The organism is Paenibacillus nanchangensis (assembly GCF_046543445.1).
In the GTDB taxonomy this organism is placed as follows: domain Bacteria; phylum Bacillota; class Bacilli; order Paenibacillales; family Paenibacillaceae; genus Paenibacillus_AQ; species Paenibacillus_AQ nanchangensis.
The window spans coordinates 35935-61299 of record NZ_JBHOFD010000039.1 but is presented as its reverse complement, the minus strand read 5'-3'; the positions used below and the strand labels follow the sequence as shown (position 1 = coordinate 61299).

The 25365-nt window shown below is 51.0% G+C and carries 23 protein-coding genes and 1 pseudogene; 22 read left to right on the top strand and 2 right to left on the bottom strand.

All coding sequences use genetic code 11. The features are described from left to right. From ACE6ED_RS24955 to ACE6ED_RS24915, 9 genes and pseudogenes are all read left to right on the top strand, one after another. Positions 1-924: pseudogene (locus tag ACE6ED_RS24955) on the top strand (hypothetical protein); the annotation flags it as partial. Positions 925-939: 15 nt separating this feature from the next. Further along, positions 940-1518 (top strand): hypothetical protein, encoded by a 579-nt coding sequence (locus ACE6ED_RS24950; protein ID WP_410830140.1) that lies wholly within the window; start codon positions 940-942, stop codon positions 1516-1518. Positions 1519-1906: 388 nt separating this feature from the next. Continuing rightward, positions 1907-2596 carry a hypothetical protein gene (locus ACE6ED_RS24945; protein WP_410830139.1) on the top strand — a complete coding sequence of 230 codons (690 nt, stop codon included), beginning with the start codon at positions 1907-1909 and terminating at the stop codon, positions 2594-2596. 2 nt (positions 2597-2598) lie between these two features. Further along, positions 2599-2928 (top strand): hypothetical protein, encoded by a 330-nt coding sequence (locus ACE6ED_RS24940; protein ID WP_410830138.1) that lies wholly within the window; start codon positions 2599-2601, stop codon positions 2926-2928. Between the two features lie 1290 nt (positions 2929-4218). Continuing rightward, entirely contained in the window at positions 4219-4608 is a 390-nt protein-coding gene (locus tag ACE6ED_RS24935; RefSeq protein ID WP_410830137.1) for a hypothetical protein, read from the top strand. Positions 4609-5057: 449 nt separating this feature from the next. Next, complete coding sequence (locus tag ACE6ED_RS24930; RefSeq protein ID WP_410830136.1) at positions 5058-5867, top strand: hypothetical protein; 810 nt, start codon at positions 5058-5060, stop codon at positions 5865-5867. Between the two features lie 125 nt (positions 5868-5992). Next, entirely contained in the window at positions 5993-6172 is a 180-nt protein-coding gene (locus ACE6ED_RS24925) for a hypothetical protein (protein WP_410830135.1), read from the top strand. Positions 6173-6547: 375 nt separating this feature from the next. Beyond that, complete coding sequence (locus tag ACE6ED_RS24920; protein ID WP_410830134.1) at positions 6548-8752, top strand: glycoside hydrolase family 52 protein; 2205 nt, start codon at positions 6548-6550, stop codon at positions 8750-8752. A 32-nt stretch (positions 8753-8784) separates the two neighbouring features. Then, positions 8785-10845: an alpha-glucuronidase family glycosyl hydrolase gene (locus tag ACE6ED_RS24915; RefSeq protein ID WP_410830133.1), complete on the top strand. Its 2061-nt coding sequence runs from the start codon at positions 8785-8787 to the stop codon at positions 10843-10845. A gap of 246 nt (positions 10846-11091) precedes the next feature. Here ACE6ED_RS24915 and ACE6ED_RS24910 read toward each other — a convergent pair whose 3' ends face one another. Then, the gene (locus tag ACE6ED_RS24910; RefSeq protein WP_410830132.1) at positions 11092-11424 is read right to left on the bottom strand and encodes an HNH endonuclease signature motif containing protein; all 333 of its coding nucleotides are present in this window, start codon (positions 11422-11424) and stop codon (positions 11092-11094) included. Positions 11425-11609: 185 nt separating this feature from the next. Between ACE6ED_RS24910 and ACE6ED_RS24905 the strand changes: the two genes are divergently transcribed. The 3 genes from ACE6ED_RS24905 to ACE6ED_RS24895 all read left to right on the top strand — a co-directional run bounded on the left by ACE6ED_RS24905 (position 11610) and on the right by ACE6ED_RS24895 (position 15888). Further along, positions 11610-12782 (top strand): sn-glycerol-1-phosphate dehydrogenase, encoded by a 1173-nt coding sequence (locus tag ACE6ED_RS24905; RefSeq protein WP_410830131.1) that lies wholly within the window; start codon positions 11610-11612, stop codon positions 12780-12782. Between the two features lie 478 nt (positions 12783-13260). Further along, positions 13261-14172 carry a polysaccharide deacetylase family protein gene (locus ACE6ED_RS24900; protein ID WP_410830130.1) on the top strand — a complete coding sequence of 304 codons (912 nt, stop codon included), beginning with the start codon at positions 13261-13263 and terminating at the stop codon, positions 14170-14172. Between the two features lie 12 nt (positions 14173-14184). Next, positions 14185-15888, top strand: a complete 1704-nt coding sequence (locus ACE6ED_RS24895; protein WP_410830129.1) for an MFS transporter — start codon at positions 14185-14187, stop codon at positions 15886-15888. Between the two features lie 459 nt (positions 15889-16347). On the opposite strand, the gene ACE6ED_RS24890 is transcribed toward ACE6ED_RS24895, so the two are convergent. Then, the gene (locus ACE6ED_RS24890) at positions 16348-16599 is read right to left on the bottom strand and encodes an Atu4866 domain-containing protein (protein WP_410830128.1); all 252 of its coding nucleotides are present in this window, start codon (positions 16597-16599) and stop codon (positions 16348-16350) included. Positions 16600-16802: 203 nt separating this feature from the next. Between ACE6ED_RS24890 and ACE6ED_RS24885 the strand changes: the two genes are divergently transcribed. The 10 genes from ACE6ED_RS24885 (at position 16803) to ACE6ED_RS24840 (ending at position 25241) form a co-directional block, all read left to right on the top strand. Continuing rightward, the gene (locus tag ACE6ED_RS24885; RefSeq protein ID WP_410830127.1) at positions 16803-17711 is read left to right on the top strand and encodes an AraC family transcriptional regulator; all 909 of its coding nucleotides are present in this window, start codon (positions 16803-16805) and stop codon (positions 17709-17711) included. Positions 17712-17821: 110 nt separating this feature from the next. Beyond that, a complete protein-coding gene (locus ACE6ED_RS24880) occupies positions 17822-18388 on the top strand; it encodes a DNA-3-methyladenine glycosylase I (protein ID WP_410830126.1) in 567 nt (188 codons plus the stop codon). 270 nt (positions 18389-18658) lie between these two features. Further along, positions 18659-19699: a 50S ribosomal protein L11 methyltransferase gene (prmA, locus tag ACE6ED_RS24875; RefSeq protein WP_410830125.1), complete on the top strand. Its 1041-nt coding sequence runs from the start codon at positions 18659-18661 to the stop codon at positions 19697-19699. A gap of 3 nt (positions 19700-19702) precedes the next feature. Continuing rightward, positions 19703-20383 (top strand): site-2 protease family protein, encoded by a 681-nt coding sequence (locus tag ACE6ED_RS24870; protein ID WP_410830124.1) that lies wholly within the window; start codon positions 19703-19705, stop codon positions 20381-20383. A 193-nt stretch (positions 20384-20576) separates the two neighbouring features. Then, on the top strand, positions 20577-21341 hold the full coding sequence (locus tag ACE6ED_RS24865) for a 16S rRNA (uracil(1498)-N(3))-methyltransferase (RefSeq protein WP_410830123.1): 765 nt from the start codon (positions 20577-20579) through the stop codon (positions 21339-21341). Positions 21342-21344: 3 nt separating this feature from the next. Then, positions 21345-22682: a tRNA (N(6)-L-threonylcarbamoyladenosine(37)-C(2))-methylthiotransferase MtaB gene (mtaB, locus tag ACE6ED_RS24860; RefSeq protein WP_410830122.1), complete on the top strand. Its 1338-nt coding sequence runs from the start codon at positions 21345-21347 to the stop codon at positions 22680-22682. 180 nt (positions 22683-22862) lie between these two features. Beyond that, positions 22863-23255 carry a DUF5071 domain-containing protein gene (locus tag ACE6ED_RS24855; protein ID WP_410830121.1) on the top strand — a complete coding sequence of 131 codons (393 nt, stop codon included), beginning with the start codon at positions 22863-22865 and terminating at the stop codon, positions 23253-23255. Positions 23256-23374: 119 nt separating this feature from the next. Further along, positions 23375-23986 (top strand): hypothetical protein, encoded by a 612-nt coding sequence (locus tag ACE6ED_RS24850; protein WP_410830120.1) that lies wholly within the window; start codon positions 23375-23377, stop codon positions 23984-23986. Positions 23987-24175: 189 nt separating this feature from the next. Beyond that, positions 24176-24802 (top strand): hypothetical protein, encoded by a 627-nt coding sequence (locus ACE6ED_RS24845; protein WP_410830119.1) that lies wholly within the window; start codon positions 24176-24178, stop codon positions 24800-24802. 34 nt (positions 24803-24836) lie between these two features. After that, positions 24837-25241: a hypothetical protein gene (locus ACE6ED_RS24840; protein ID WP_410830118.1), complete on the top strand. Its 405-nt coding sequence runs from the start codon at positions 24837-24839 to the stop codon at positions 25239-25241. Positions 25242-25365 lie beyond the last annotated feature (124 nt).

Here is a 25365-nt window from a genome sequence, read left to right as displayed (position 1 = left end):
GAACTCTGGGACTTGACGACTGGCGTGGTCACCCTGCCGTTTGCTGTGAAGCAGTTAATGGATGCGTTTTTGGACAAAAAGCTGAAGCTGGAGGACCTGAAGGCAGCTTTGGGTGAGAGTGTGCAGGAGGACCTGCTTATCCCGCTGCAGACCTTGGATCGGCTGAGCGACAAAGTGTTGAATGGTACGGCGACATATGTGGAGAGCAAGGAATGGGGCAAGGCGTTTACCCAAGTAGCCTGTGCATTATTTGCAACAGGGAAGGCGGTAAAAGGGGGGATCAAAGTCACCCGAGAGCTGGCGGATGCAGCAAAGAAGGCCGTCCCGGAAATGATGGAAGGCTTGCGAAACGGACTGGGCCCCCAAGTAGCGGTAGCGGGAATCGGTAATACGGCGGGTTCGGGTCTGGCTGCCCTAGGTAAGGGGCTGCAGAGTTCGGCCCAAAAGACTGCCGAAGCGCTGTATTGGATGGGCGAAGGTGGAGACGGACTGGGCGGAGTTAATGATAAATTGACGAATCCGAAGATGGGGGATCCGGCGAAGCCTGCGGAGGTGGAAGGGAAGGGTGTTGCGGGGACGGGTGAAACGGGGACTGTTTGGGATAAAATCAAAGGAACACAGCCTAATAACCCAGGTACAAACATTCCTAAATCATTTAAAGTAACAGTGAATGGGGAAAAGTATTGGGTGAATCCAAATGCTACTAAACATATGGTAGAGTATTCAACCAGAACTCTATCACATGGCCAAAAGTTAACTGAACAACAATTATTAAGCAGTTTCCAATCAGCTGTAAAAGAAGCTGTTGAAAAGGGGTACAAGTTTAATGAACCAATAGTAGTTCGCAATTGGGAATTAATATTTAGTCCATCTAGGGAAGTTGGGCAATTACCAGTCATTAAACATGCCCTTTATATTCCTTAAACAAGGAGGAAGAAGATGTTGAAATTACAAGGAATATCACAAGATGAGATAAAATCTTATTTGGAGACAGACTTTTACGTACCTATAACCGTTGAATTTCCTTTAAATGATATTTCAGGAAAGGAGTTAATTTATTACAGGATACTTAATAACAAATCATCTTTCATTGAAGTCAAAGTGAATAGTGAGTCAAAGAAAATATTTAGTATTACAATAGTATCTATCAATGATATTGAATATTATTCAAAAGAATTAACAAATTTTAGTGATATTCCTAAATTTGCAGGGAATCCTATAATTGATATTGATGTATGGAACGGTAAGAAGATAATTGACTCAAAAGATGATTTTACAGTTATGTATGGTGATAATAAACTGTTCTTTCTGCTAGAACGCATCGAACAAATTACACAAAGACTAGTTTTACCAAATATTGAGCTACTACTAAATAAGAGCGATGAGATTGTGGGATATATATTCTATGATATTCCGGTTAATAAAAGGAAGGATTTGGAAGATGGGATTGTTGCTTCAACAAATACAGCCACATTCACCACACTTACCGAGTCGGAGGGGCTACCCAGCGCCGAATGAACTTATCATTCAATCAATAACACAGTTAACCCGCGTAATACCCCCTATAAAGATATCTTCATATCGCTTGTAACGTTAATATCACTATTCCGTTACATAAACCAGGTTGATTATGGTCAGTTACTACCATGATTGACCTGTTTTTTGTTATCTTAGTTTTCTCACAGTTATTTGAAATCAATCGTAACCGTACGGTATGTCGCCTATTAGAGAGGATGAGAACCTGACCAATCGCACCTTTAAGGATGTCTACAAGACAATTAATAGTAGTGAGGGCTACAGCGAAAATATTTTTGATTTTATCAGCAACTGAATGGCAAGTTATTGCGATTGTTACTGTGAAGAAATTCGAGAGCTAGCCGATGCAGCAAAGAAGGCCGTCCCTGAAATGATGGAAGACTTGCGAAACGGACTGGGCCCCCAAGTAGCGATAGCGGGAGTCGGCAATACGGCGGGTTCTGGTCTGGCCGCCTTAGGTAAAGGGCTGCAGAGTCCGACCCTAAAGACAGCCGAAGCACTGTACTGGATGGGCGAAGGTGGAGACGGACTGGGCGGAGTTAATGATAAATTAACGAATCCGAAGATGGGGAATCCTGCGAAACCTGCGAAGGTTGAAAGGGAGGGTGTTGAGGGAAAGGGCAATGTTCCTCCAAGAGTTCCATATTCTAAAGAGGTTGAAATTGCTGATAAACAGAAAAATCCATTAGGAGAGTTTGATGAAATAGATTTAGTAAATAAAATCTTTCATGAAGATAAAAGCGCTGAAGGATTATCAGTTATTAACCCTAAAACAGGTAAACCGTTCCAAACCGCCGACAAATGGGCCAACAAACAAATTTATGCAAAAACAAAGGAAAGAATACTAAATCTTCAAAAGGTCGATCATACTAGACCGACAAAGAACGGAAGTGTCGAGATACCTACACTTGATGAAATAAAAGATGTTAGAAGGTTTAATTTTAGAATGAATGCAGATACACCAGAGTTAAGAGAAGCTGTACAGAAAGTTATTGAAAAACTCAAAGCAGAATTCCCAGACTATACTTTTACTGCTGAGTTTGGAAAAGGAGGAAGTTGATTATGGCTGTTTCAGCAATAATTCTCGAACCACAAAACGAATTTGAACAACATTTTAGTATTCCAATAGCTACACAAAATTTCTTTGAAACATACTGGATACCTGCAATTGAGTCAATAAATACGGAGTGGATTGTGGGTATTAGGTATGGAATTGATGTCACAAAAGAAGATGCTGTTTATTTGATACATGAACTTAGTTTGCTAAAAGATTGGACACGAAGAAACTTACAGGGCGATGTGCAAGAACAAATGCTAGCAAGAATTGAACTTCTTGAAACTAAGCTTCCCACTGCTTTTCAACGAGGAGATGCCGTGGTTTTTATTGGGTGAATAGATGAATTCAATTGATTTCCTGCCTTTCGAATTTTTTCTCTGAGGGGCTATTCAGTGCCGAATGAACCCTTCATTCAACCAATAACACGTTTAACCCTTGTTACCCCTATAAGAATTTCTTCATTTCAAGTTGTACGCACATCAAATGCTTTAATTTTATACCCTAAATATCACTATTCAGTTACATAAACCAGGTTGATTATGGTCAGTTACTACCATGATTGACCTGTTCTTTGTTATCTTCGTTTTCTGGCGTTTTTTCAAATTTACTCCTAACTGTAGAATACGCCACCCCGATAGAAAAGCTGTCTACACCATCGCACCTTCTTTAATGGATAGATCGACTATTAATATTGTCAGGACTTGTCTATAAATTGTCCGCAACAATCTGGGTATTTGCCGCGATATTTATTATGCAAGTCAATGAATCTGGTGTCGATCCGTTGATATATAACAGATAAGGTAACGTGTAGTCTAGCCACTTCCTAACTTCATAGCCGTTCCGAGGCGGAACTAAATTGTGAGAAGGAAGGTAAAGGGAATGAAGGGCTTTATTCAAATTCAGAATTGTCAAGCCGCTAATGAGTACATGGACAAGGTAAGTCAAGAGAGTCAGTTCACCTCACAGCATAAAGGGGTTACAAAAGTGCCGCATAAAAATCCATAGGTACTACGGCTCTTAACACATTATGAGGGGCTGATTCTAATTGACATAATCGCTTATATGAGCGACAAACGTAAAATGCTATCCGACCATTGAAATGACTGCCCGAAATGTCGGATGCAGTTCAAAGTCAGTAGAACGCCATATCAAGGAATTGGCAGACGAGAAGATGATTCTGGTCAGTCAGGGTAAGAACAACCAGTTGCCACCTTCTTTATTCCTCAGTTTAAGATTACAACTTATGGGACTGGGAAGTTAGTGAAGGGTGACTTAATCCGAATTTGGAATGAGAAAATAATCCAGATAACAAGCCTACCTATGGGTACTCTTTCTTGGAACATGGAAAGAAGGTAACCGATAAGCAATTGATTAACAGAGCTAGAACAGAGGGACAACAGATTGGAAAGTGGTTAGATGATCAAGTTGCAGCGGATATAGCGAAAAGAGGCCCAGGGGCTCACTATGTGGATATTCCATCTGATGTGAAAGAGCGCTGCTTTTTTCCTGCTGGTACATCAATTGTGACAGATTGAGCTATAGTGATTGTAAAAAAGGAAGTTTGACAACCTTTTACCCCTATAGTAGTAGGTATCCAACGATTAAACTAAAATAGTGGAGGAATTATGAATTACAATCCTAAGTGCGTTAGTAAATCGGCAAGAGAATCTCTTATTGAAAAATTAGGTTTACCTGAACCCGATGAGTTTTGTCAGGACTGGGAGTATATTGTTGCAGACCCATCTCGTATCGACGAATTTCTTGATTTTTATGAAAATAATTTACTGAATATCGAAGAAAGTTTTGCTCTTATGGTAATAATTGTTGCCTCATTTAATGATTATCTTAGTGAAAATGATTTTAGTTTTATGCTTTGGAACAGAATCAAAAATCTTCTTGAAGAAGATAAGCAAATCCATGTAAATACAATTGTGTATTGGTCATTAGAGGGTGAAGATCTAGAAGATTGTTTCCCAATAACACGTTTCATGAGAAATATAGAAGTTAGCAATTAAGAATAAGGGAAGTTTGCTGGTGCTGTTATCTGAAAAAGTTGAATTTTTAGCTAGCAAAGGCTAACGATTCATCCTAATATTTACAACATCTATAACCTATGTGTATTGCCACAATACTCGAGCTTTGAGTCTTTTATTGACGGCTTGAAGAATCCTTAATTTCTTCTGATTTTTTAGTAATACTTTTTTACATAGAGATGTTTTTATATATCGAACGTTGAGGTCAGGAAATAACTGCAAAATGCGCCTACTGCCAACAATGGACTATGGGATGAAGTGGCTGCCGGGAAATTAGGAATCAGCAGGTGGGAATGATTTGAGCTATAAGGAAGGAGTATCCTTTGGTGAAATCTGTGGAGTGGAGGTCTTAGAAGTTCAAGGGAATCTCGGAGCGACTGTCGAACTGTCTAGGAAGTTGGCGATAGATCCCGTTTAGGGGGAGGATACTAATGTCTATTGCAAATTTGGTTTTATTTATGGAGGAAGAGATTGACGAAAAAATATTTGATTCTATGTTAAAAAGTTATGGTGCAAACAAACAAATAACTGAATGGAATATCGAAAAGTCGGATGCCTGTTTGTGGGTTAGGCATAGTTTGCTAGAAGATGATTTGGAATCGAAGGAAATTTTCAAGGATATAATTCAATTCTCCTCGGAAGAATTAAAAAATTGGAAAGTGAAATCGGCTATCTTTGTTCAACCAAGTAAAGAAATGAATGCAATTTTCCTCGCTGCTTCGTTTTGTAAATTTATCTATCAAAATTTAAATAAGAATAAAAATATTTTGCTGTACCACGGTCAAAGCGGAATATTCATTAACGAACAAATTGAAAACCTTAGATTTGAGAATAGTACTACATTTTATGATTTTAGAACGGTGTATGATAGATTACATGAGAAAATGGTGGACGATTTAATTCAAGAGTTTTCTTGGATTCTTGAATCCTACGAAGATGATGAGGGGTGGGATGGAAAAGAGATACAGTATACTGACTTACTTAAAAATCTATTTATGATTCGAAGCGATATAACTCCGAGTCTTCATCTTATTTCACCCAAAAAAGTAGAAAATTTAAAGCTAGTTGATAAAAAGATATTATCTATTTTATCTGTTGATCCTGAGAAGCTAGCAGTATTGGCGGGAATTGATAACAGAAATGCACCACTTAAGGAATGGTGGTGGCACTTGGATATGGTTAATTCGGGAGATCTGTTAGTAGATGTTGAAGCTGGTACAGTTAAAAAGAGGCTTATGTGATTTGTTATTATTTTGGTTAACTCTAACGATAAGACCATACACTATTATGCATAAAACTGTAGGCAGATATAAACTCCCCTGTATTGTGGTATAGTCGAAATACAAGTAGAAATGAGGTTGCTATAATGTTGGATCTTACGCAGGATCTTGCCAAGTTGATTCGGCTGACGGGTGACCGTGCAAAATTGGATGCTAAAGCAAATGGGACATATATAGTATACAAAACAGCAGAGGGACAAATTGTTAGAGAATATAGTACGGGGAAAATCGAGAAAATGAACAAACAGGATTTTACCCATGAATGAACCAGATGCAACAATGTTTATGTCAATAAACCAATTCGATCGGCGCTGATCGTAATTGGTTTTTTTAGTGTTATCTAAACGCATACTTTGTCTCGCAAGTCCGCTTACTGATACTGGTCCGACCCTTCGGTCGGGTTCCATCGCTGCCTTCTTATTTCTCGCTTCTTAATTTCAGAGGAGTGGGGCACCTTTTTACCGCCACTGCTTACCTGTATCGCAGTATAGGCCCCATCATTTAGCAAGGAATAATTGCGGGTCCCGATTTGGGTAAAAAGTGAGTCGATTTGTCAATGGTCAACCTCGTTTGGGCTGTGCTAGTATGAGGGGGATTATAGGGCGGATTGTAACGTCCTGACGGCGAGAGGGGATGTTTGAATGCCTGACAACCGGATTTTTTTTAACGCGCAGCATGCGCCAATTGGTGCGTTTTCCAGTTTTACACTTGGCTTTCGCGGCAAAAGCGGCGGACTTGGCTTAGAGCTGGGCAAGCCGGCCGATCAGAATATGTATATCGGCTTCCAGTCCCGGGACGGCTCGGTGTATGAAGCGCTTCCGTTTTACGAGGCGGCGGTGGACGAGAGTGCCCGGTACGATGTGGAGAAGCAGGAAGAAAAGGATAAACCGGAGAGCGCAGGCGCTTCGCCCTCGGGGGCGACGGCTGCATCCGGACTGAGTGATAAAAAGCGGGGAACACCCGCCCGGATCGTGTCATTCGACCAGGACTCGATCACGCGCGAATACGGCAGCGGGACCGATACCTGGCAGGCGGGCGATCTGACGTTCCGCATTTATTCGCCGGTGCGTCCGGTGCCGGACCCGGCCCAGGCGGACGAAACGGCGCTGAAGGACGCGATCGTTCCGGCAGTGCTGGCGGAGATTACGCTCGACAACACGGAGGGCACGCAGCCGCGCCGCGGATTTTTTGGTTATGCGGGCAGCGACCCTTACACCGCCATGCGGCGGCTGGAAGACACGACGGAAGGACGTCTTCACGGGGTGGGCCAGGGCCTGAACACGGCGATCGCAACGCAGGATGAAGGGGTGATTTCGGCGCTTGGCTTTACGCTCCAGCGTATTTTGGAGCAGCGCAGCGCGCATAACTACACCTTTGGTTTAGGCGGAACCGGCGCTCTGCTCATGGACGTGCCGGCCGGGGCGAAGCGGACCTACCGCTTTGCGGTATGCTTTTACCGCGGCGGTCCGGCGACTGCCGGCATCGACACGCGTTACTACTACACTCGTTTTTTTGCAGATATCGAATCGGTAGGCACGTATGCTCTGGAACGGTTTGAGGTCCTTGCCGGGGACTGCTCCCAAGCGGATGAACGCCTGGGACTGGCATCCTTGTCGGAAGATCAGGCGTTTATGGTGAAGCATGCCATTCACAGCTATTACGGCAGCACCCAGCTGCTGGAGGCGGACGGCAAACCGCTGTGGATTGTGAACGAAGGCGAATACCGGATGATGAATACGCTGGATTTGACCGTAGATCAGCTGTTTTATGAGCTGCAAATGAACCCGTGGACGGTGCGGAACGAACTGGAGTTGTTTGCGGACCGCTACAGCTACACCGATGAGGTTCGTTTTCCGGGAGAGGAACAGACTTATCCGGGGGGAGTTACATTTACGCATGATGTCGGCGTGGCCAATGTTTTTTCGCGGCCGGGTTATTCGGCGTATGAGATGGCCGGGCTGGACGACTGCTTTTCTTTTATGAGTCATGAGCAGCTGGTAAACTGGTTATGCTGTGCGCTTGTTTATATTGAACAGACAAAAGATGAAGTATTCGCCGCCGCCCAGCTGCCGCTGATCCAAAGCTGTTTCCGCAGCATGCTGAACCGGGATCATCCCGATCCCGAGCAGCGCAACGGGCTGATGAGCCTGGACAGCACGCGGACGGAGGGCGGCGCGGAGATTACGACCTATGACAGCCTGGACGTGTCGCTCGGCCAGTCGCGCGGCAACATCTATATGGCCGGCAAGTGCTGGGCGGTTTATGTGGGACTGGAATCCTTTTTCGGAAAAAGTGGGCTGCAAGCGGAGTCAGAGGAAGCTAGCACGCAGGCGGTGAAGTGTGCGGCGTCGATTACAGCGCAGCTGAAGGAGGAGGGCTACATTCCCGCGGTGATCGGGGAAAACAACGATTCCCGGATCATTCCGGCGATCGAAGGCCTGGTGTTCCCTCATTTTATGGGCTGCGGCGAGGCGCTGATGCCGGAAGGCCGGTTCGCGGATTATCTTCGCGCGCTGCGTACTCATCTGGACACGGTGCTGACCCCCGGGGTCTGCTTGTTCGAAGACGGTGCGTGGAAGCTGTCCTCGACCAGCGGGAATTCCTGGCTGAGTAAAATCTATTTGTGCCAGTTCATCGCCCGGGAGCTGATGGGGCTGGACTGGGACGAGCGGGGAGCTGCCGCGGATGCAGCTCATGTGAACTGGCTCCTGAACGAAAAGCTCTCCTACTGGGCATGGAGCGATCAGATTGTAAACGGCCGGATCACCGGCAGCAAATATTATCCCCGCGGCGTTACCGCCATCCTGTGGCTGCAGGAAGGCAAGCGGAAGCAGACAAAAGCGTGAAACCTAACATCAGAAGGGCAGGAGATTATGCAATGAACAAACCAACCGGGAATCAGGACGGATCAGGATACGGCGCATGGCTGGGCGGTACCCGTCCGCGGCCAAAACATGCGGCAGCAGTGCTGGAGCGCGTCCGCACCTTCATGCTGACCGAGACGGAAGGCCTCGCCGTAACCGCGGCGGACGAATGGGTCCGGGGTGTGCAGGCGCTGACCGGCACGGCTCCGGAGCAGGTTGCGTCTGTTGAAGCCGCCGGCGTCGTGCTCGGCACGTTTGGCGGAAACGCGGAGACGGCCCGCCTTGTGGGAGCCGGGCGTAGCGCGCAGGTAGGACCGGAAGGCTATTGCATTTTGGGCGGCGAAGGGGGCCCGATCGTTGTCGGGGCCCAGGCGCCGGCCGGCCTGCTGTACGGTGTGTTTCATCTGCTCCGGCTGCTCGGCACGAACAGCCTGAATAACGATACGGTGATCATCGAAAATCCGGCCAACGGCCTGCGCATGATCAACCAATGGGATAATGCGGACGGCAGTATTGAGCGGGGATATGCGGGACCGTCCATTTTTTATCAAGACGATAAAATTGTTCAGGATCTCAGTCGTGTTCGGGATTACGCCAGACTGCTTGCTTCCGTCGGCATCAACGCAATTTCGATCAACAATGTGAACGTTCACCGGGTGGAAACCCGATTTATCACTGCTGAATGCCTGCCGGACGTGGCGCGTGTGGCGGATGTGTTCCGCGAATATGGCGTGAAGCTGTTCCTCAGCATCAACTATGCCAGCCCGATCGAGCTGGGCGACTTGACGACGTCGGACCCGCTGGACCCTGAAGTGCAGGCCTGGTGGAAACGCAAGGCCGAGGAGCTGTATGCTGCCATCCCGGATCTTGGCGGGTTCCTGGTGAAGGCCGACTCGGAGGGACGTCCGGGACCGTTCACTTACGGCCGGGATCATGCGGACGGCTCCAATATGCTGGCGGAAGCGATCGAGTCTTTTGGCGGAATTGTGATCTGGCGCTGCTTTGTCTATAACTGCACGCAGGACTGGCGCGACCGTTCCACGGACCGGGCAAGAGCCGCTTACGACCACTTTAAGCCGCTGGACGGGCGTTTTAAAGATAATGTCATTTTACAGGTAAAAAACGGCCCGATCGACTTCCAAGTCCGGGAACCGGTATCCCCGCTGTTTGGCGCCATGGAGAAAACAAATCTCGTCATCGAATTCCAGATCACGCAGGAATACACCGGCCAGCAGCGCCATTTGTGTTATCTTCCGCCACAGTGGAAAGAAGTGCTGGAATTCGACACCGAAGCCGCGCCGGAAGGGGCCAAGGTCAAAAATGTGGTTGACGGCTCGCTGTACAAACGCTCGCTTGGCGGCTTTGCGGCGGTATCCAATATCGGAGCCGACGCGAACTGGACAGGCCATCTGCTGGCGCAGTCCAACCTGTACGGGTTTGGCCGGCTCGCCTGGAATCCGGAGCTGGAAGCCGAGGCGATCGCCGCGGAATGGGCGGAGCTGACGTTTGGCGAAGAGCAGGCGGAGACCATCATATCCCTGCTGATGAACTCCTGGAGCATTTATGAGTCGTACACCGCACCGCTTGGCGTAGGATTTATGGTGAACCCGGACCATCATTACGGCCCGAACGTCGATGGCTACGAGTATTCCCGCTGGGGCACGTATCATTTTGCGGACTGCCATGGCATTGGCGTGGACCGCACACAGGCGACAGGCACCGGCTACACGGGACAATACATGGGATCCAATGCGGCAATGTACGAATCGCTGGCGGATTGCCCGGACGAGCTGCTGCTGTTTTTCCATCATGTGCCTTACACACATCGGCTGCATTCAGGCAAAACGGTAATTCAGCACATTTACGATACGCATTTTGAGGGTGTCGAGCGTGCTGATGAGCAGGTGAGGATCTGGAGCGGGCTGGAGAGCGGCATGCATCCGGAGCTGTTCGCCCAAGTGAAAGAACGCCTGGAGGAGCAGGCCCGTCATTCCCGGGAGTGGCGCGACATCATCAACACATATTTTTACCGGAAAAGCGGCATCACCGATGCCCAGGGACGTACGATTTACTAGAGCTGGGGAGGAAAACCGGCTAAATACTTCCTGAAATTTATGAACTCTTGGCACTTTGGTGCGGGAGTTCTTTTTATAGTGCTGATAAATTTGTATGTACAAATATTATCGAATCAATAAATATGGATTATTTGTACGTACAAGTGTATAATGGGGGAGAAATTCCGGCTGAAAAACAGCTCGCGGGGATATACGTGACGCTAATCAATCGGCTGCGACAACAGCAAGCTGCGGATGAACCGCCGCCTACCGTTTGCCGCGAACCCGGGCGGATTTTCGGACGGTGGGGTTGACGCCGGGCGGCTGTTTTACGATCCATTTTAAATAGGAGGCGATCTCGGGAGCTGCCTTTAACCGCTCGATGGTGGTCAATTCCAGCCGAACCAGGTCGCGGTTCGTAAACAGCGCATGAATCTGCCGGTGGCAAGCCGGGCACAGCCGGGCGGTAGGCAGATGGCGGCCCCCTTCTTCCCGGGGAACGAGATGGTGTATGGTCGTGACGACGGGGTGGCGCCCGCAGAGCTCGCAGGTGTCCGCGTCTTGCGGTGAAGCACCGGATTCTGTTGCTGATTTTGGCATGCCGGTTCTCCTTCCAAGCAGGCTTTATCATTGAATTTATCCTTAATATAACCAGCTGTCCCATACTCTAACTGACGGAAGGTCAGCTACTGATTAAGTTGACGCAAGGCGAGCAACTTGGGGATATGGAGAACCCAGCCCGGATAGGGCGGGCAAAACGCTAAAATAAGGAGAGGATGAGCCGTATGAGCACAATTTTGGAGCAAGTCCGGACATTGGCGGGAGAACGGAATGAAGCCGCATTAGAGGCGCTGCCTGAAGTGATTTGCGTGGAAAAAGGAGCGGTTGAACGCGCCGCCTCCTACATCGGCGAACGGGGCTGGAACCGGCCGCTGATTGTCGCTGACGGGAATACGTTCCGGGCGGCCGGGGAACGGCTGGAGTTGGCGCTGCGGGAACACCATCTTACCCCAAGCACAGCGCTTGTCCTGCCTAACCCGCTGGGCGATGTCATCGCCGACGAAACGTCGATTGTACAGGTGCTGCTTGCCGCACAGAGCAACCGGTCGGATGCGGTGATTGCGGCTGGTTCAGGTACCCTGCACGATATTGCCCGTTATGCGGCTTACACAGCCGGTCTGCCGTTTGTGTCCGTTCCGACGGCCGCTTCCGTTGACGGCTTTACGTCAAACGGCTCGCCGCTCCTGATCCGCGGCAACAAAATCACCATCCCTGCGAAAGGGCCTGTTGGGATTTTTGCCGATCCTGAAATCATGCGGACCGCACCCAAAGAGATGGCGGCTGCCGGGTTTGGCGATATGCTGGGAAAATATACGTCTTTGTTCGACTGGAACTATGGACGGCTTACAGCCGGTGAAACGTATTCGGACCGCATCGCCGATTTGACGGGCCAAGCGCTTGATATGTGTGTGGAGCAGGCCAGTGAGATCGGGCAGGGAACCGAACAAGGGTTGCTGGTGCTGACCGAAGCCCTGCTTTTGTCGGGACTTGCCATTTTGCTGTTCGGCCAGTCGCATCCGGCTTCAGGGGCGGAGCATCATGTGTCCCATTACTGGGAAATGGAATTTATCCACACCTGCCGCCGCCAGCTGCTGCACGGCGCCAAAGTCGGCGTCGCCTGCGCGGAAATTTCAGCGCTGTACCACAAGCTGGCCGCAGCCGGAGAAATTGCGGGCGATCCGGGCGTGCAGGAAGAAGCTGCTGCGGCGGTGCACCGGCTGCCCGGTCCCGATCAGCTGCGCGGTCTGCTGCGGACGGTCGGCGGGCCTTCTACTATTGCGGAGCTCGGGATCGAGCCGGAGCTGCTGCAGCGGAGCCTGGAGGAAGCGCACCGCATCCGGCCGAACCGGCATACGCTGCTGCGGGCCCGGAACGAAGGGCTGCTGCCCCGTCGGTAAGCGCCAGATGGGGCGATGATCGCCAGGTGGAGCGGTGAGTGCGGATCGCTTCTGGCAGGTTATCGGAACGCAGCTAGCGGGGGATCTAGACCGTGGTCAGCGAGCCAGCGGAGCATCTAACGGCAGCTGGCGGAGTGTCAAATGCAGCTGACAAAGCATCTAACTGCAGCTGGCGGAGCGTCAAATGCAGCCAACAAAGCATCTAACCGCTACCAGTGAAGTGTCGAAAAGCGGCAGGCGAAGTATCTGATCGCAGCCAGCGAGCATCAAGATACTGGCGAAGCGGCCTTGATAAACTGCGGCTGTCTCTATTCGTAGTCTACCGAGTAGAGATGGCCTTTTTTTTGTGCAACGGGGCCGTGCACCACAATTGGAAAAACCTGCTTGTTCCCCGATTGGCGCGCCGCTTATAATGGAAGCAAAGTTGAAAACGGTTTCGATCTACTCGGGCCGGGGGCAACCGAACAGGAGGGATAGGATGAATATCGTTCAAGCGCTAGGGTATCAGGATAAGGACAGGCTGCTTATTGTGAATGCGGACGATTTTGGAATGTGCCATGCAACCAATGCAGGGATTATCGAGCTGCTTGAGGAAGGGGTGATCTCATCCGCCACACTGATGATGCCTTGTCCCTGGGCAAAAGAAGCGGCGGAATGGGCCGCGGCGCATCCTGCTTATGACGTTGGAGTTCATTTAACACTGACGAGCGAGTGGGAGATGTATAAGTGGGGGCCGGTTAACCGGGCTACGGATACCCGCTCGCTGGTTACCGATGAAGGCAGCTTTCCCCGGGATTGTCTGACGGTCGAGCGGGTGGCGGAGCCGGAGCAGGTGCGCGCGGAACTGTTGGCGCAGCTGGGGCTTGCCCGCCGCATGGGGCTGGATCCGACACATCTGGACAATCACATGGGGAGCTTGTACGGCCTGGAGACCGGCCGGCATTTTCTTGATCTTGTGCTGGAAATCTGCGCGGCGGAAGGTCTTCCGTTTCGCATGCCCCGGTCCACGGAAGGTCAAAACGTTCCGCCGGAGATGGAGGAAGCTGCATCTTCTTTGGCCGGTATGGCGGACCAGTCGGGCGTAGCTATATTGGACAATCTGACCGGGCTGCCTTATTCCGCTTCGTCTCCCGGCACTTACGAAGAAATGCGGGACGCCATGACCGAAGTTCTGCGGGGCCTTCGGCGTGGCCTAACCGAGATCATCATTCACCCGTCAAAAGTAACGGAGGAGCTGAAGGCGATCACGCCTCACTGGGAACGGAGGGGGTACGAGCTGGAGCTGTTCCGCGATCCGCTGATCCGCCGGGTGCTGGAGGAAGAAAACATCCGGATGATCCGGTGGGCCGATGTCCGCGAAGCTCAGCGCGCCGCTGCGGGCCGCATGTAAAGGAGCGGTCCGATGAAGCATCGCTCCGGCTTCGTAATGGACAGCCGCCGTATGGGGGCTGATGACGGCGGCGTTCCGCCTGGCTCCGCATCGGGCAGCCGCAGCCCGGGTCCTGCCGGGGAGACCCCGGCCGGCTCCACTTCGGGCAGCCGCGGCCCGGGTTCTGACGCCAGCGTTCCGCCCCGCTCCGCTACCGGTGGCATTAAGGGCGGACCGGTTCCCGCAAGCCATAGCGCGGATTCTCCCGGCGGCATTCAGCGTGAATCCGTACCCTCAGCCGATAGCGCGGATTCTGCCAGCAGCATTCTGCACGGCTCCGCTCCCGATGGGCCGCCAGTACCCGCTTCCGGCAGCCGCCTCCCCCGTTCTGCCCGCCGCGGCAGGCGCGGAGCCAAGGGCACTCCCGGCAGAAGCAGGATGCTGGCGTACAGCGCCGGCAACCTGCCGGTCAATCTGCTGTCGCAGGCTTTTGCCACTTATGTCGTGTTTTATTACGTCGATGTGCTTGGCGTCCGTCCGGCGCTAATCAGTCTGGCAATGGTGATCCACGGGATCGTAAACGCCATCCTGAATCCGCTTGCCGGTTATCTGTCCGACCGGACGGAGAGCCGCAGAGGCAGGCGGATTCCGTACATGCTGTTCGGTGCGGCTCCACTGGCGGCCGTGTTTACACTCGTGTGGTTCCCTTTAGCCTCCGGTCCTGCGCTTTTCTGGTATTTTCTCGGGATGGTGCTGCTGTACGACATCCTGTTTGTGGTCGTCGTGCTAAACTACAGCGCGCTGTTTCCCGAGATGTTTCCCACCATTCACGAGCGGACCGCCGTCTCCTCCTGGCGGCAGATGTTCGGCATCCTTGGCATGATCTGCGGGGTGGCGGTGCCGCCGCTGCTCTACAACTGGCTTGGCTGGGGACCGATGGGGTTACTATTCGCCGTGATCGCCTTCCTGTTTTTTATGGTAATGCTCCGGGGCTCTGTAGAAAAAGAACGGCAGGATACGGCTTCGTTTGGCTTTTTGCGGGCTGTCCGCTATACCTTCGCCAACCGCTCGTTTGTGACCTATGTGCTGGGCAGCCTGTTTGTCCAGTTTACGTTTGCTCTCCTTACGGCAGGCATTCCGTTTTTCACCAAATATGTGCTGGACGAACCGGACGGCACCAATACCGTGTTGCTTGGCTCTATTTTTGTCACGGCACTCCCGATGGTTTACATTTGGGGCCGGTGGGCCCGGCGGCTTGGACCGCGGGGCGCCGTTCTGCTGGCAACCGCCTGTTATGCAGCAGCGCTGTCGCTGTTTGCCATAATCGGCAGCGTGCCGCTGGCGATAGGCGGCGCTGCGCTGGTTGGCTTCAGTCTTGCCGGCCTGCTCGTTTTGCTTGATGTGCTGCTGTCGGAAGTAATTGACGAAGACGAGCGGGTGACACAGGTCCGGCGGGAGGGCATGTATTTCGGCATGAACGGGTTTGTGGTCCGCTGGGGTGTCTCGCTGCAGGCAGTCGTAATGGGGGCGGTGCTGGAAACGAGCGGATATGAGGCGAATTTGGCGGTTCAACCGGAGACGGTGGACGGCGGAATCCGGCTGATGTTAAGCGGAGTTCCTGCTGCGGCGCTGCTGCTTGCTTTCCTCTGCTTTTGGCTGTATCCAATCCGAAAATCACCAGATCAAGGATCGGCTCAATCCGTCCAGGGGCCGGCCAAACGGGATGCCAGTCAATAAGTTGGCACCTGACTGCCCTGCTGGTGACTTCATCCTAGCTGGGTCAGCTAAGAAAAAAGCACAGGGTTCGGTGCCGGTCAGCGAATCACTGCCGGTAGAATTTCATCATACACGCCCGAAACACAAACAAGCCCCACGCCAAAGTGGGGTTTGTTTCAGATAGGGAGCAGCAGCAGCGGCCAGCCCGAACGAATCCGTAAACGTCGACAATCCGGCGAATGCAATCAGCCACGCAAACAAGCCTCACGCCAACGTGGGGCTTGTTTCAGCTGGAAATGGCCTATCTCAAGCTAACTGTGCGGTCGGCCGCCCCGCTATCTCAAGCTAACTATGCGGTCGGCCGCACGACCAGTTCGTTTACATCCACTTCGACTGGCTGTTCAATCGCATATTGATTGGGCTTGACTTGAAGCCCACGTTCCCTCAAAAAGCTTGCGTTATCCCTCAAACCTCCAGGCACTACTCCCTGTACAGCACCATACCCGCGTGATAAAGCACGCCGTTCCGGAAATCGCCGTCGGCGGTAAAACCGGTGTCATCCACATATTCGATATGGTTGCCTTCAATGGTGTAGCTTCCTTGGTAGGCACTTTTGCAGCTTCCCCGGGCTTCATCGTAACGTCCGTATGGCAGCAGTTCGTGCCGGATATAGCCGTCTTTGGTGACCCACATGCCGATGTAGGGATGGGAAACGGCAGGGCGAGTGTTCATTTTATCCTCTCCTTTGGTTTATGGCGGATGGAATAGGGAAGGCTGCGGCTTTGGCTTTTTTGGAACCCGGCCGGCTGCCTTTTTCAACTTCATTATGGCTCGGATTCAAAAAAGGACGGTAGCCGGATGATCCGGGGTTATTGCCTAATTCTCCAAATCCCCCTAAAGTTAAAGGGTGATCAAAAAGGAGGCTGAACAAGTGAATGAAGGAAGCGGTTGTAGGCCAGCGTCAGGAATTGGCGCGGATCATCGAGCAGTTTGCAGCGCAGGACGGCACGTATGAGACGGCAATTCCCGGTTTGCGTTTCATCAAAACGTCCCGGGTATCCGAACCGGTCTATTCCGTCTATGAGCCTTCCCTTTGTGTGGTTGCGCAGGGCTCCAAGGTAGTTATGCTGGCACAGGAAAAATACCGGTACGATCCAAACAGTTATTTAACAGCATCCGTCCATCTGCCGATTACAGGTCAAGTTACGGAGGCGTCGCCGGAAGCGCCGTATTTAAGCCTGCAGCTGCAGCTGGATATGAATCTGATTCTGGAAGTCATTCAATCCTTTGAACAGGTTCCCCAAAAACGTCAGGAACCCGGGCGCGGCCTAGTCGTCAGCCAAATGAGCGCTACGCTGTTCGAAGCGGTGCTGCGGCTGGTCAAGCTGCTGGAGGAGCCGCAGGATATTCCCGTGCTTACCCCGTATGCCATCCGGGAGATTATTTACCGGGTGTTGCAAAATGAGCGGAATAAAGGCCTTAAGCCGTTTGCTTTTCTCGGCAGCCATGCGCAGCGGATTGCGAAGGTGCTTGAGCGGCTTACGCTGGAGTTCGCCCAGCCTTTGCGTGTCGAGGAGCTGGCGGCGGAAGCTTGCATGAGTTCGTCGTCCCTGTATGACTCTTTTAAAAAAGTAACGGGAATGAGTCCCATCCAATACCAAAAGCAAATCCGGCTGCAGGAAGCCCGGAGGCTGCTGCTGGCCGAAACAATGGATGCAGCCGAGGCGGCGTTTCAAGTCGGCTACGAAAGCCCGTCGCATTTTAGCCGGGAGTATGCCCGTATGTTTGGCCTGCCCCCAATCAAGGATATCCGCCGGTTGCGGGATTCGCTGCTGAGCGGGTGATTTTTTCAGCGGAAAAAGGAAGCACAAGCGCCGGATAGGAAGCGGTAACGAGGGATAAGGGATATAGAATGTAGAATGGACCGAAAGAGCGGCAGAGAGGATGGTTTTTGATGAATGAGGTAACACGCTGCGGCTGGGTGAACGCCGATCCGCTGTATATCGCTTACCATGACGAGGAGTGGGGCAAGCCGCTCCGGGACGACCGCGCGTTGTTTGAGCTGCTGATGCTGGAGGGGATGCAGGCGGGGCTCAGCTGGTACACGGTTTTGAAAAAAAGAGAGCACTACCGCAAAGTCTTCGACGGCTTTGATCCTTATCTCATTGCGGACTATGGGGACGCGAAGCTGGAAGAGCTGTTGAACGATCCCGGCATTATCCGCAACCGGGCCAAAATTGCCGCGATTGTGGCAAACGCCCGTGTTTATGGCAACATTGTTCGCGAAGAAGGCGGATTCGCCAAGTATTTGTGGAGCTTCGTCGGCGGGGAGCCGATTGTGAACAACTGGACTTCGCTTGCGGAGGTGCCGGCGACAACCGAAGTGTCGGAACGGATGAGCAAAGCGCTGAAGAAAAAGGGCATGAAATTCGTCGGTCCCACCATCATTTATGCGTTTATGCAGGCGTCGGGGATGGTGAACGATCATATTTTGGAGTGTGTCTGCCGCAGCGAGGGGTAAGCGGGCGGATAGGCCGATCGAGCGGACAGCCCGGTCGGCCGCCGATTTGGCAAGCCGCCCTCCGGTAATGGTATAATAACGGGAACGCATATAAATTAGACTGGACCATAGAATTGCAGGAAAGCGGAGACGGCGTGATAGCAAGCTGGAAGTTCAGCCGAAGTTGTTACTTTCATTCGAGATCGTTACATTCATTCGAGATCGTTACATTCAGTCGATACCGTTACATAGGCGAGGATTGAAGGAACATTTTAAGGAGGATAAGCACTGATGTTATGGCATGAATTAACTATACATACAACAGAAGAAGCGCAGGAGATGATTTCAAACCTGCTGCTTGAAGCTGGTGCGGGAGGAGTTTCCATCGAGGAATCCGGCACAGTCAACAAACAGCGCGATACGCGCTTCGGTGAGCTGTTCGACGGCCCGCTGAACGACATCCCGGAGGGGGAAGCGGTCATTAAAGGCTATTTTCCGGAAGACACCGGGATGGATGCGATTGTGGAGCAGCTCCGCCCGCGGGTGGAAGAGCTGCGCAGCTTCGATATTGATCCAGGCCCGTCGCTGATCTCGTGGAAAACGGTCGACGAAAATGACTGGGCAGATGCCTGGAAGCAGTACTTCAAACCGCTGCGCGTCTCGGAGCGGCTGACGATTAAGCCGGTATGGGAAGATTACCAGCCAGCCACTCCGGAAGAGACGGTTATCGAGCTTGACCCGGGAATGGCCTTCGGCACGGGCACGCATCCGACGACGGCGCTTTGCCTGCGGGCGCTGGAGAAGGCGATTTCGGGCGGCGAAGAGGTTATCGACGTCGGCACCGGCTCGGGCATTTTGGCGATCGGCGCGAAGCGGCTTGGCGCGAAAGGCGTGCTGGCGCTTGACCTCGACCCGGTAGCGGTCTCCAGCGCGCTCGAAAATGTGCGGCTGAACGGACTGACGGACGCGATCACCGTCAAGGAAAGCGACCTCTTGTCGCTGCTGGGCGGCGAAAGCTCGGCCGATGCGCCCGGCGCGTCAATGTGGCCGTTTGCCCAGCCGACGGAAGCGTCGCATACGCCGGTAGAACGCGGTACCTTGGGCGTTACGCTGCCGGTTGACATTGTGGTGGCAAATATTTTGGCCGAAATTATCGTGCTGTTCGTCGAAGATGTGTACCGCGCACTCCGGCCTGGCGGCAAATATATCGCCTCCGGCATCTATAAGGATAAAGAGCGGCTGGTCGAAGACGAGCTGATCCGCTGCGGGTTCGAGGTACTGGAAGTAACAAGAGAAGATGATTGGGTGGCGTTTACGGCCGGAAAGAGGTAATGGATGGACTTTTTGGACAGTATTTTTCGTTTTCCGCTTGACCAGCTGCCGTTCCTGCTGATTACGCTGATGATCGCTTTTACGGTGCATGAGTTCTGTCACGCATATTTCGCCAACCGGTTCGGTGATCCGACCGCCCGGCTGCTGGGCCGGATGACGCTGAATCCCGCGGTGCACTTTGATCTGCTTGGCATTTTGCTGCTGCTGGTCGCGGGCTTCGGCTGGGCGCGTCCGGTCCCGGTTAACCGGGACAATTTCAGCCGTCCCCGGCTGATGGGCGTAATTGTCTCCGCGGTAGGACCGATCAGCAATCTGCTGCTGGCACTGCTCGGCGCGCTTATTTATGCGCTGCTGATGGCGACTGGCGTGCTTGAGCCGATCCCGAGCACCCGGGTGCAGGAAGCGGGCACGCTGATGTGCAGTACGTTTATTTATTTGAACTTTTTCCTGTTCCTCTTTAACCTGATTCCGCTGCCGCCGCTGGACGGGTACCGGATTGTGGAGGATATTGCGCCGCGTCCAATCCGGGCGAAGCTGCAGCAGTTTGAGCAGTGGTCGATTTTGATTTTTCTGCTGATTTTGTTTATCCCGACACTGCGCATGTATACCATTGAGCCGTTGTTTAACTGGGCTGCGATGATGTACGTCGATTCGGTTAACTTTTTTATGCGGCTTTTTAAGTAGAGTCAGGATTTAAGGTCTGTTCAGATGGGAATAAACATTGTATGATGGAATTTGGTTTTCCCGTTGACGCTTACGTCATTGTGAATAAGATAGTTGTCGTAAACCGCCGCGCAGCCGAGCTGCCGCCCCTTCCGCTTATGGACCCGGGCGGCGCCCGATGCGCTTGATTTTTGAAGAGTGGAAAGAGGGGCCTATGCAGCGATATTTCGTGGCGCCGGAGCAGTTCGGCGAGAACAGCGTGAACCTTACGGGCGACGATGCCCGTCATATCAGCAAAGTGATGCGGGGCAAGCCCGGAGACAAGCTCATCGTCAGCGACGGGGTCTCCCGGGAGGCGCTCGTGGAGATTGAAGAGATTGGCCCGGCGGAAGTGCGGGCGGCCGTGATCGAGCCGCTGGCTATGAACGCGGAAGCTTGGCTTGGCGTCACCATTGCGCAGAGTCTGCCCAAAGGGGACAAGCTGGAAACTGTCATCCAGAAGGGGACGGAAATCGGTGCCGTCCGGTTTGTGCCGTTCCTGTCGGAACGGACGGTCGTGCAGTATGACGAGCGCAAGGAGACCAAGCGGCTGGAACGCTGGCGCAAAATCGCCAAGGAAGCCGCGGAGCAAAGCCACCGCAACCGGATTCCCGAGGTAACGTCACCGCTCGGCTGGAAGCCGCTGCTGAAGACGTTTGGGGAATATGACGCCGTTTATTTTTGCTATGAAAAAGAAGAAGGGCTGCAGCTCCGCACCGCCGCCGCACCCAAGCTGAACGAGCTGGCCGCCGGCCGGCGGGGCAGCGTGCTGGTCGTGGTTGGACCCGAAGGCGGCTTCAGCCCGGACGAGTGCCGGGAAGCGGAGGAAGCCGGTGCGGTGCCGGTCGGGCTGGGCCGGCGCATTTTGCGCTGTGAGACGGCGGGGATGGTCGCCGCCGCTTGTCTTTTATATGAGACTGGAGAAATGGGGGGAGCTTAAGAAATGCCATCGGTTGCATTTTATACATTGGGCTGCAAAGTTAATTTTTACGATACGGAAGCCATTTGGCAGATGTTCAAAAACGAAGGCTATGAGCAGGTGGATTTCGAAGGAACCGCCGACGTCTACCTGATTAATACCTGTACGGTAACGAATACCGGCGATAAAAAAAGCCGTCAAATGATCCGCCGCGCCGTCCGCCGCAATCCGGAAGCGATTGTAGCGGTTACGGGCTGCTACGCGCAGACGTCGCCCGGCGAAATTCTGGATATTCCCGGCGTGGATCTTGTCATCGGGAACCAGGACCGCGATCAGATTTTGACGCATGTCAGACAGATCCAGCAGTCCCGCCAGCCCGTAAATGCGGTGCGCAACATCATGAAAACCCGGGAATTCGAGGACCTCGATGTGCCCGGATTTTCGGACCGGACGCGCGGTTTCCTGAAGATTCAGGACGGCTGTAACAACTTTTGTACCTTCTGCATCATTCCCTGGTCGCGCGGTCTTTCGCGCAGCCGAGATCCGCAGAGCATCGTGCGCCAGGCGCACCAGCTGGTGGAATCCGGTTATCAGGAGATTGTCCTGACCGGCATTCATACCGGCGGTTATGGCGACGATCTGGACAACTACCGGTTATCCGACCTGTTGTGGGAGCTGGACAAGGTGGATGGACTGGAGCGCGTGCGAATCAGCTCAATTGAAGCAAGCCAGATTGACGAGAAGCTGCTTGAAGTGCTGAACCGTTCCTCCAAAATGTGCCGCCATCTGCACATTCCGCTGCAGGCCGGTCACGACGAAGTGCTGAAGCGGATGCGGCGTAAATATACGACCGAGGAGTACTTCCGTAAAATGGGCCTAATCCGTCAAGCTATGCCGGACGTAGCCATCACGACCGACGTCATCGTCGGTTTCCCGGGAGAAACGGACGAGATGTTCCAGGCGGGCTACGAGTTCATGAAGGCGGTCAACTATTCGGAGATGCACGTCTTCCCGTATTCCAAACGGACCGGCACGCCGGCCGCGCGGATGGAAGACCAGGTGGACGAAGACATCAAAAACGCCCGGGTGCAGCAGCTGATCGACTTGTCCGAGGACATGCAGCTGGCCTATGCCCAGCAGTTTGTCGGACAGACGCTGAGCGTCATTCCGGAGCGGTCGTCGAAGATGACCGGCGGACAGCAGCACGGCTTCAGCGACAACTACCTGCAGGTGCATTTTGCCGGCGATGACAGCCTTCAAGGCCGCATCTGCCAGGTGAAGATCACCGAGGCGGGTGTAAACGAATGCCGCGGCGAGCTGGTTTCGGCCGATGCTGTGGTGTTGGGGCAGAGTGTGAGCTGAGGAAATGGAGCAGCATAAGATTTAGAGGACCGGCCAGGGATCTGGCCGGTTTTTTGTGTGGTCGGCGATTCGAATTTTAGGTGATGCATGAATGGGGATATGGTAGTGTAAAGAGAGAGGATGAGAATTTAGTAGTTGTAATACAGGCTGTTTTATCATCAGAAGACTTGGAGGCTTCATATGGATTTCTCGGATTTTTTGCCGAAACATAAATCGGATTACGAAAGCATAGAGAAATTAAATGTTCTAAGTACAGATGAGCTTAGACCTTTACTTCCAACATTGCTGGAATGGATCCAGGATATGAACTGGCCAATAGCTTTAGGCTGTTTGGAGATCTTACTTAAATGTAAGAGTGAACTTGTTCCGTACATAAAAGAAATATTAGCAGGTGAGGATAGCGAGTGGAAGTACAACGTAGTTCATTCTCTTTTAATCAAAATGCCAACGAAGGTATTAATACAATTAGAGTCTGAACTAACAAGATTAGCATTGTACCCAAGTGACCTGGACAAAGAGAGCGAAGTTGACGAGGAAGCAAAGATATTACTTCTTAAGCTTAACGGAAAATAGGGCTGTGAGCATTAGTAGAGATGTGAAAGCGAGAGTTCATACCTAATTAAAAAAAGATATAAAATGCAAAGGGGGAGTTAGCAGTAACCAATCGTATTGCCAAGCAGATAAACGGTGTAGTGTTATCTTCAGCAGTACCAGCTGAAATCGTAAAAAAGGTAAATGAACTGCTATCGAAAATAGAGGATAGGGAAGAGCTGTCATTACACAGTATTTTGTCAAAAAATGCGTTACAGTTTATCTACCGTAACAGGAGTGAAATTCTCTTTACTGGCGAAGGTGTCCGCGAGCATGTGCTGTGGCGCTATTTTTCTGATCAGATAGCGGAGAATCCTGTGTCAGAAGACTTCCTTGAAAGCTTGCTTCAAGAATATAAGGCAACCAAGTATATCGGACTAGAAAGTGTAGTAGTGTCAGCGCTGAAATCCGATCTTTTAACAGAGATGCAGGTACTGAAAGTTAGCGGAAGGATATCCACCCATGTAGTTCAAAAAGAGTGTTACGCCTTTCAAATCCGGAAAAAGATTCAATTGGGACAAAGCTTAACAGAGAAAGAAATCGCCATATTACTCGACAATAGGTTGTATTCCACTATTGAGTTAGCTTTTGACAAACAATCCATAAGCTCTGATGGTCTTATGCTGCTGATGAAGCCATACGACGGGGAACAGGATAAGAAGCTTAGACGGAAATTATCACTGTTGGCTCAAAGGTTAATAAAGGACAATTAATAAAAAATAAGTGATTTTCACTTGGTTATGCGGGGAGGGGGATGAGGGAATAGTTTAACAACGTAAGGAGAGCCCCTGTGCTTTGCCGTTTGTTGGACAGTTATCTGTTATATGAACGGTATAATTGCAATCACCGGGTAATATACAAGGTTTAGTTTAATCATTTTAATTTTAATAAGGAGCCAATTTATGCGATTCTGGTTACGGGGCATTTTGTTACTCCTTTTTTTACTTTGCAGTTCATCCTTCTTTTGGTTTATTTCTAATGCAACGGCGCATTTTCAGCGGGGGATGGACCTCATAGGGACATTCATTTTGGTAGGTGGCGGCCTTCCCGTTTTATTACTGGCCGTAATGTTTATTACACTATTTGTTAAGGGATGGACTCCCAAGAACAGCAGCGGTTATGTTGGGATCTGCATTGGAGCTGTTTTGTCCATAGTTTTGGGAGCCGCCCTTATGAATAGCGTCAGCGAGTATGAGTGGGCAAAGGTAAAGATGAAAAGCGATTCAATAAAAATTACAGCAGATGGATTGTACGAGTATCGGATTGATTTAATAAATTTGTTTCAGAGAAACAGCGATTCTCGGCTGTACATAAAGGATCGTAAAACTAAACAGGAGAAATTCCTCCCGGTTGTCATTAGGACAAATAAAATAGTGGGCCTTGGAGTGAGTGAACATAATCATTGGGTACATCTTGAACCTACGGACCATGCCGGCCGATATATTCTCAACACAACAAAGGATTTAGGAATAACAGAAGAGAAGTTTGAGGTTGATTTAGTGAAAGAGACTTCAAGGAGATTGGAGTAATAAAATTTATTACCTACGAGAGGAACAAAAGAATTTGCGCACAAAAATTAAAACTAACTTATTTTATGTAGCGGCCGGAATATACATAGGGATTGCCATTGTATCGTTTATACCTTGGATCGAGATTAACGCAAAAATTACAGCCTATTCAAGTATCATCGCCTTATTTATCACAATCTATGATTCTTCTAAAGTTGGCCTGAGTCTAGCTGAACAAGAAGGAAATCCGCGGAAGATAAAAACTCAGTATGTCTTTATGACAGTGATGAAGATATTGATGATCATTTCGCCATTTGTACTGCTGTACTGGATCAGTTATGAAAATGATGAAGCTGTTATAAGGAAAATTGGGAATTATGTGACTTTTGCAGCTATAGGGATTGTGTTTTTCACGCGAGGAATGGAGCTGAAAAGTCAATCGGAAAATAGTGCGAAGTGAAATGCACCAAAAATTTTATGGGAATTGAACCTATCCATCGGAAGTGTAACTATTCGATCGTAAGCAACAACTTCTGTCTGCTGTGAAGATAAAAAAAATGGAGCTGTCTCTGAGTCAATCCGAT

Excerpts from the sequence above, each read along its gene's own strand:
- ACE6ED_RS24950 (WP_410830140.1), top strand. The coding sequence starts at position 940 with ATGTTGAAATTACAAGGAATATCACAAGATGAGATAAAATCTTATTTG.
- ACE6ED_RS24945 (WP_410830139.1), top strand. The coding sequence starts at position 1,907 with ATGATGGAAGACTTGCGAAACGGACTGGGCCCCCAAGTAGCGATAGCG.
- ACE6ED_RS24940 (WP_410830138.1), top strand. The coding sequence starts at position 2,599 with ATGGCTGTTTCAGCAATAATTCTCGAACCACAAAACGAATTTGAACAA.
- ACE6ED_RS24935 (WP_410830137.1), top strand. The coding sequence starts at position 4,219 with ATGAATTACAATCCTAAGTGCGTTAGTAAATCGGCAAGAGAATCTCTT.
- ACE6ED_RS24930 (WP_410830136.1), top strand. The coding sequence starts at position 5,058 with ATGTCTATTGCAAATTTGGTTTTATTTATGGAGGAAGAGATTGACGAA.
- ACE6ED_RS24925 (WP_410830135.1), top strand. The coding sequence starts at position 5,993 with ATGTTGGATCTTACGCAGGATCTTGCCAAGTTGATTCGGCTGACGGGT.
- ACE6ED_RS24920 (WP_410830134.1), top strand. The coding sequence starts at position 6,548 with ATGCCTGACAACCGGATTTTTTTTAACGCGCAGCATGCGCCAATTGGT.
- ACE6ED_RS24915 (WP_410830133.1), top strand. The coding sequence starts at position 8,785 with ATGAACAAACCAACCGGGAATCAGGACGGATCAGGATACGGCGCATGG.
- ACE6ED_RS24910 (WP_410830132.1), bottom strand. The coding sequence starts at position 11,424 with ATGCCAAAATCAGCAACAGAATCCGGTGCTTCACCGCAAGACGCGGAC.
- ACE6ED_RS24905 (WP_410830131.1), top strand. The coding sequence starts at position 11,610 with ATGAGCACAATTTTGGAGCAAGTCCGGACATTGGCGGGAGAACGGAAT.
- ACE6ED_RS24900 (WP_410830130.1), top strand. The coding sequence starts at position 13,261 with ATGAATATCGTTCAAGCGCTAGGGTATCAGGATAAGGACAGGCTGCTT.
- ACE6ED_RS24895 (WP_410830129.1), top strand. The coding sequence starts at position 14,185 with ATGAAGCATCGCTCCGGCTTCGTAATGGACAGCCGCCGTATGGGGGCT.
- ACE6ED_RS24890 (WP_410830128.1), bottom strand. The coding sequence starts at position 16,599 with ATGAACACTCGCCCTGCCGTTTCCCATCCCTACATCGGCATGTGGGTC.
- ACE6ED_RS24885 (WP_410830127.1), top strand. The coding sequence starts at position 16,803 with ATGAAGGAAGCGGTTGTAGGCCAGCGTCAGGAATTGGCGCGGATCATC.
- ACE6ED_RS24880 (WP_410830126.1), top strand. The coding sequence starts at position 17,822 with ATGAATGAGGTAACACGCTGCGGCTGGGTGAACGCCGATCCGCTGTAT.
- prmA (WP_410830125.1), top strand. The coding sequence starts at position 18,659 with ATGTTATGGCATGAATTAACTATACATACAACAGAAGAAGCGCAGGAG.
- ACE6ED_RS24870 (WP_410830124.1), top strand. The coding sequence starts at position 19,703 with ATGGACTTTTTGGACAGTATTTTTCGTTTTCCGCTTGACCAGCTGCCG.
- ACE6ED_RS24865 (WP_410830123.1), top strand. The coding sequence starts at position 20,577 with ATGCAGCGATATTTCGTGGCGCCGGAGCAGTTCGGCGAGAACAGCGTG.
- mtaB (WP_410830122.1), top strand. The coding sequence starts at position 21,345 with ATGCCATCGGTTGCATTTTATACATTGGGCTGCAAAGTTAATTTTTAC.
- ACE6ED_RS24855 (WP_410830121.1), top strand. The coding sequence starts at position 22,863 with ATGGATTTCTCGGATTTTTTGCCGAAACATAAATCGGATTACGAAAGC.
- ACE6ED_RS24845 (WP_410830119.1), top strand. The coding sequence starts at position 24,176 with ATGCGATTCTGGTTACGGGGCATTTTGTTACTCCTTTTTTTACTTTGC.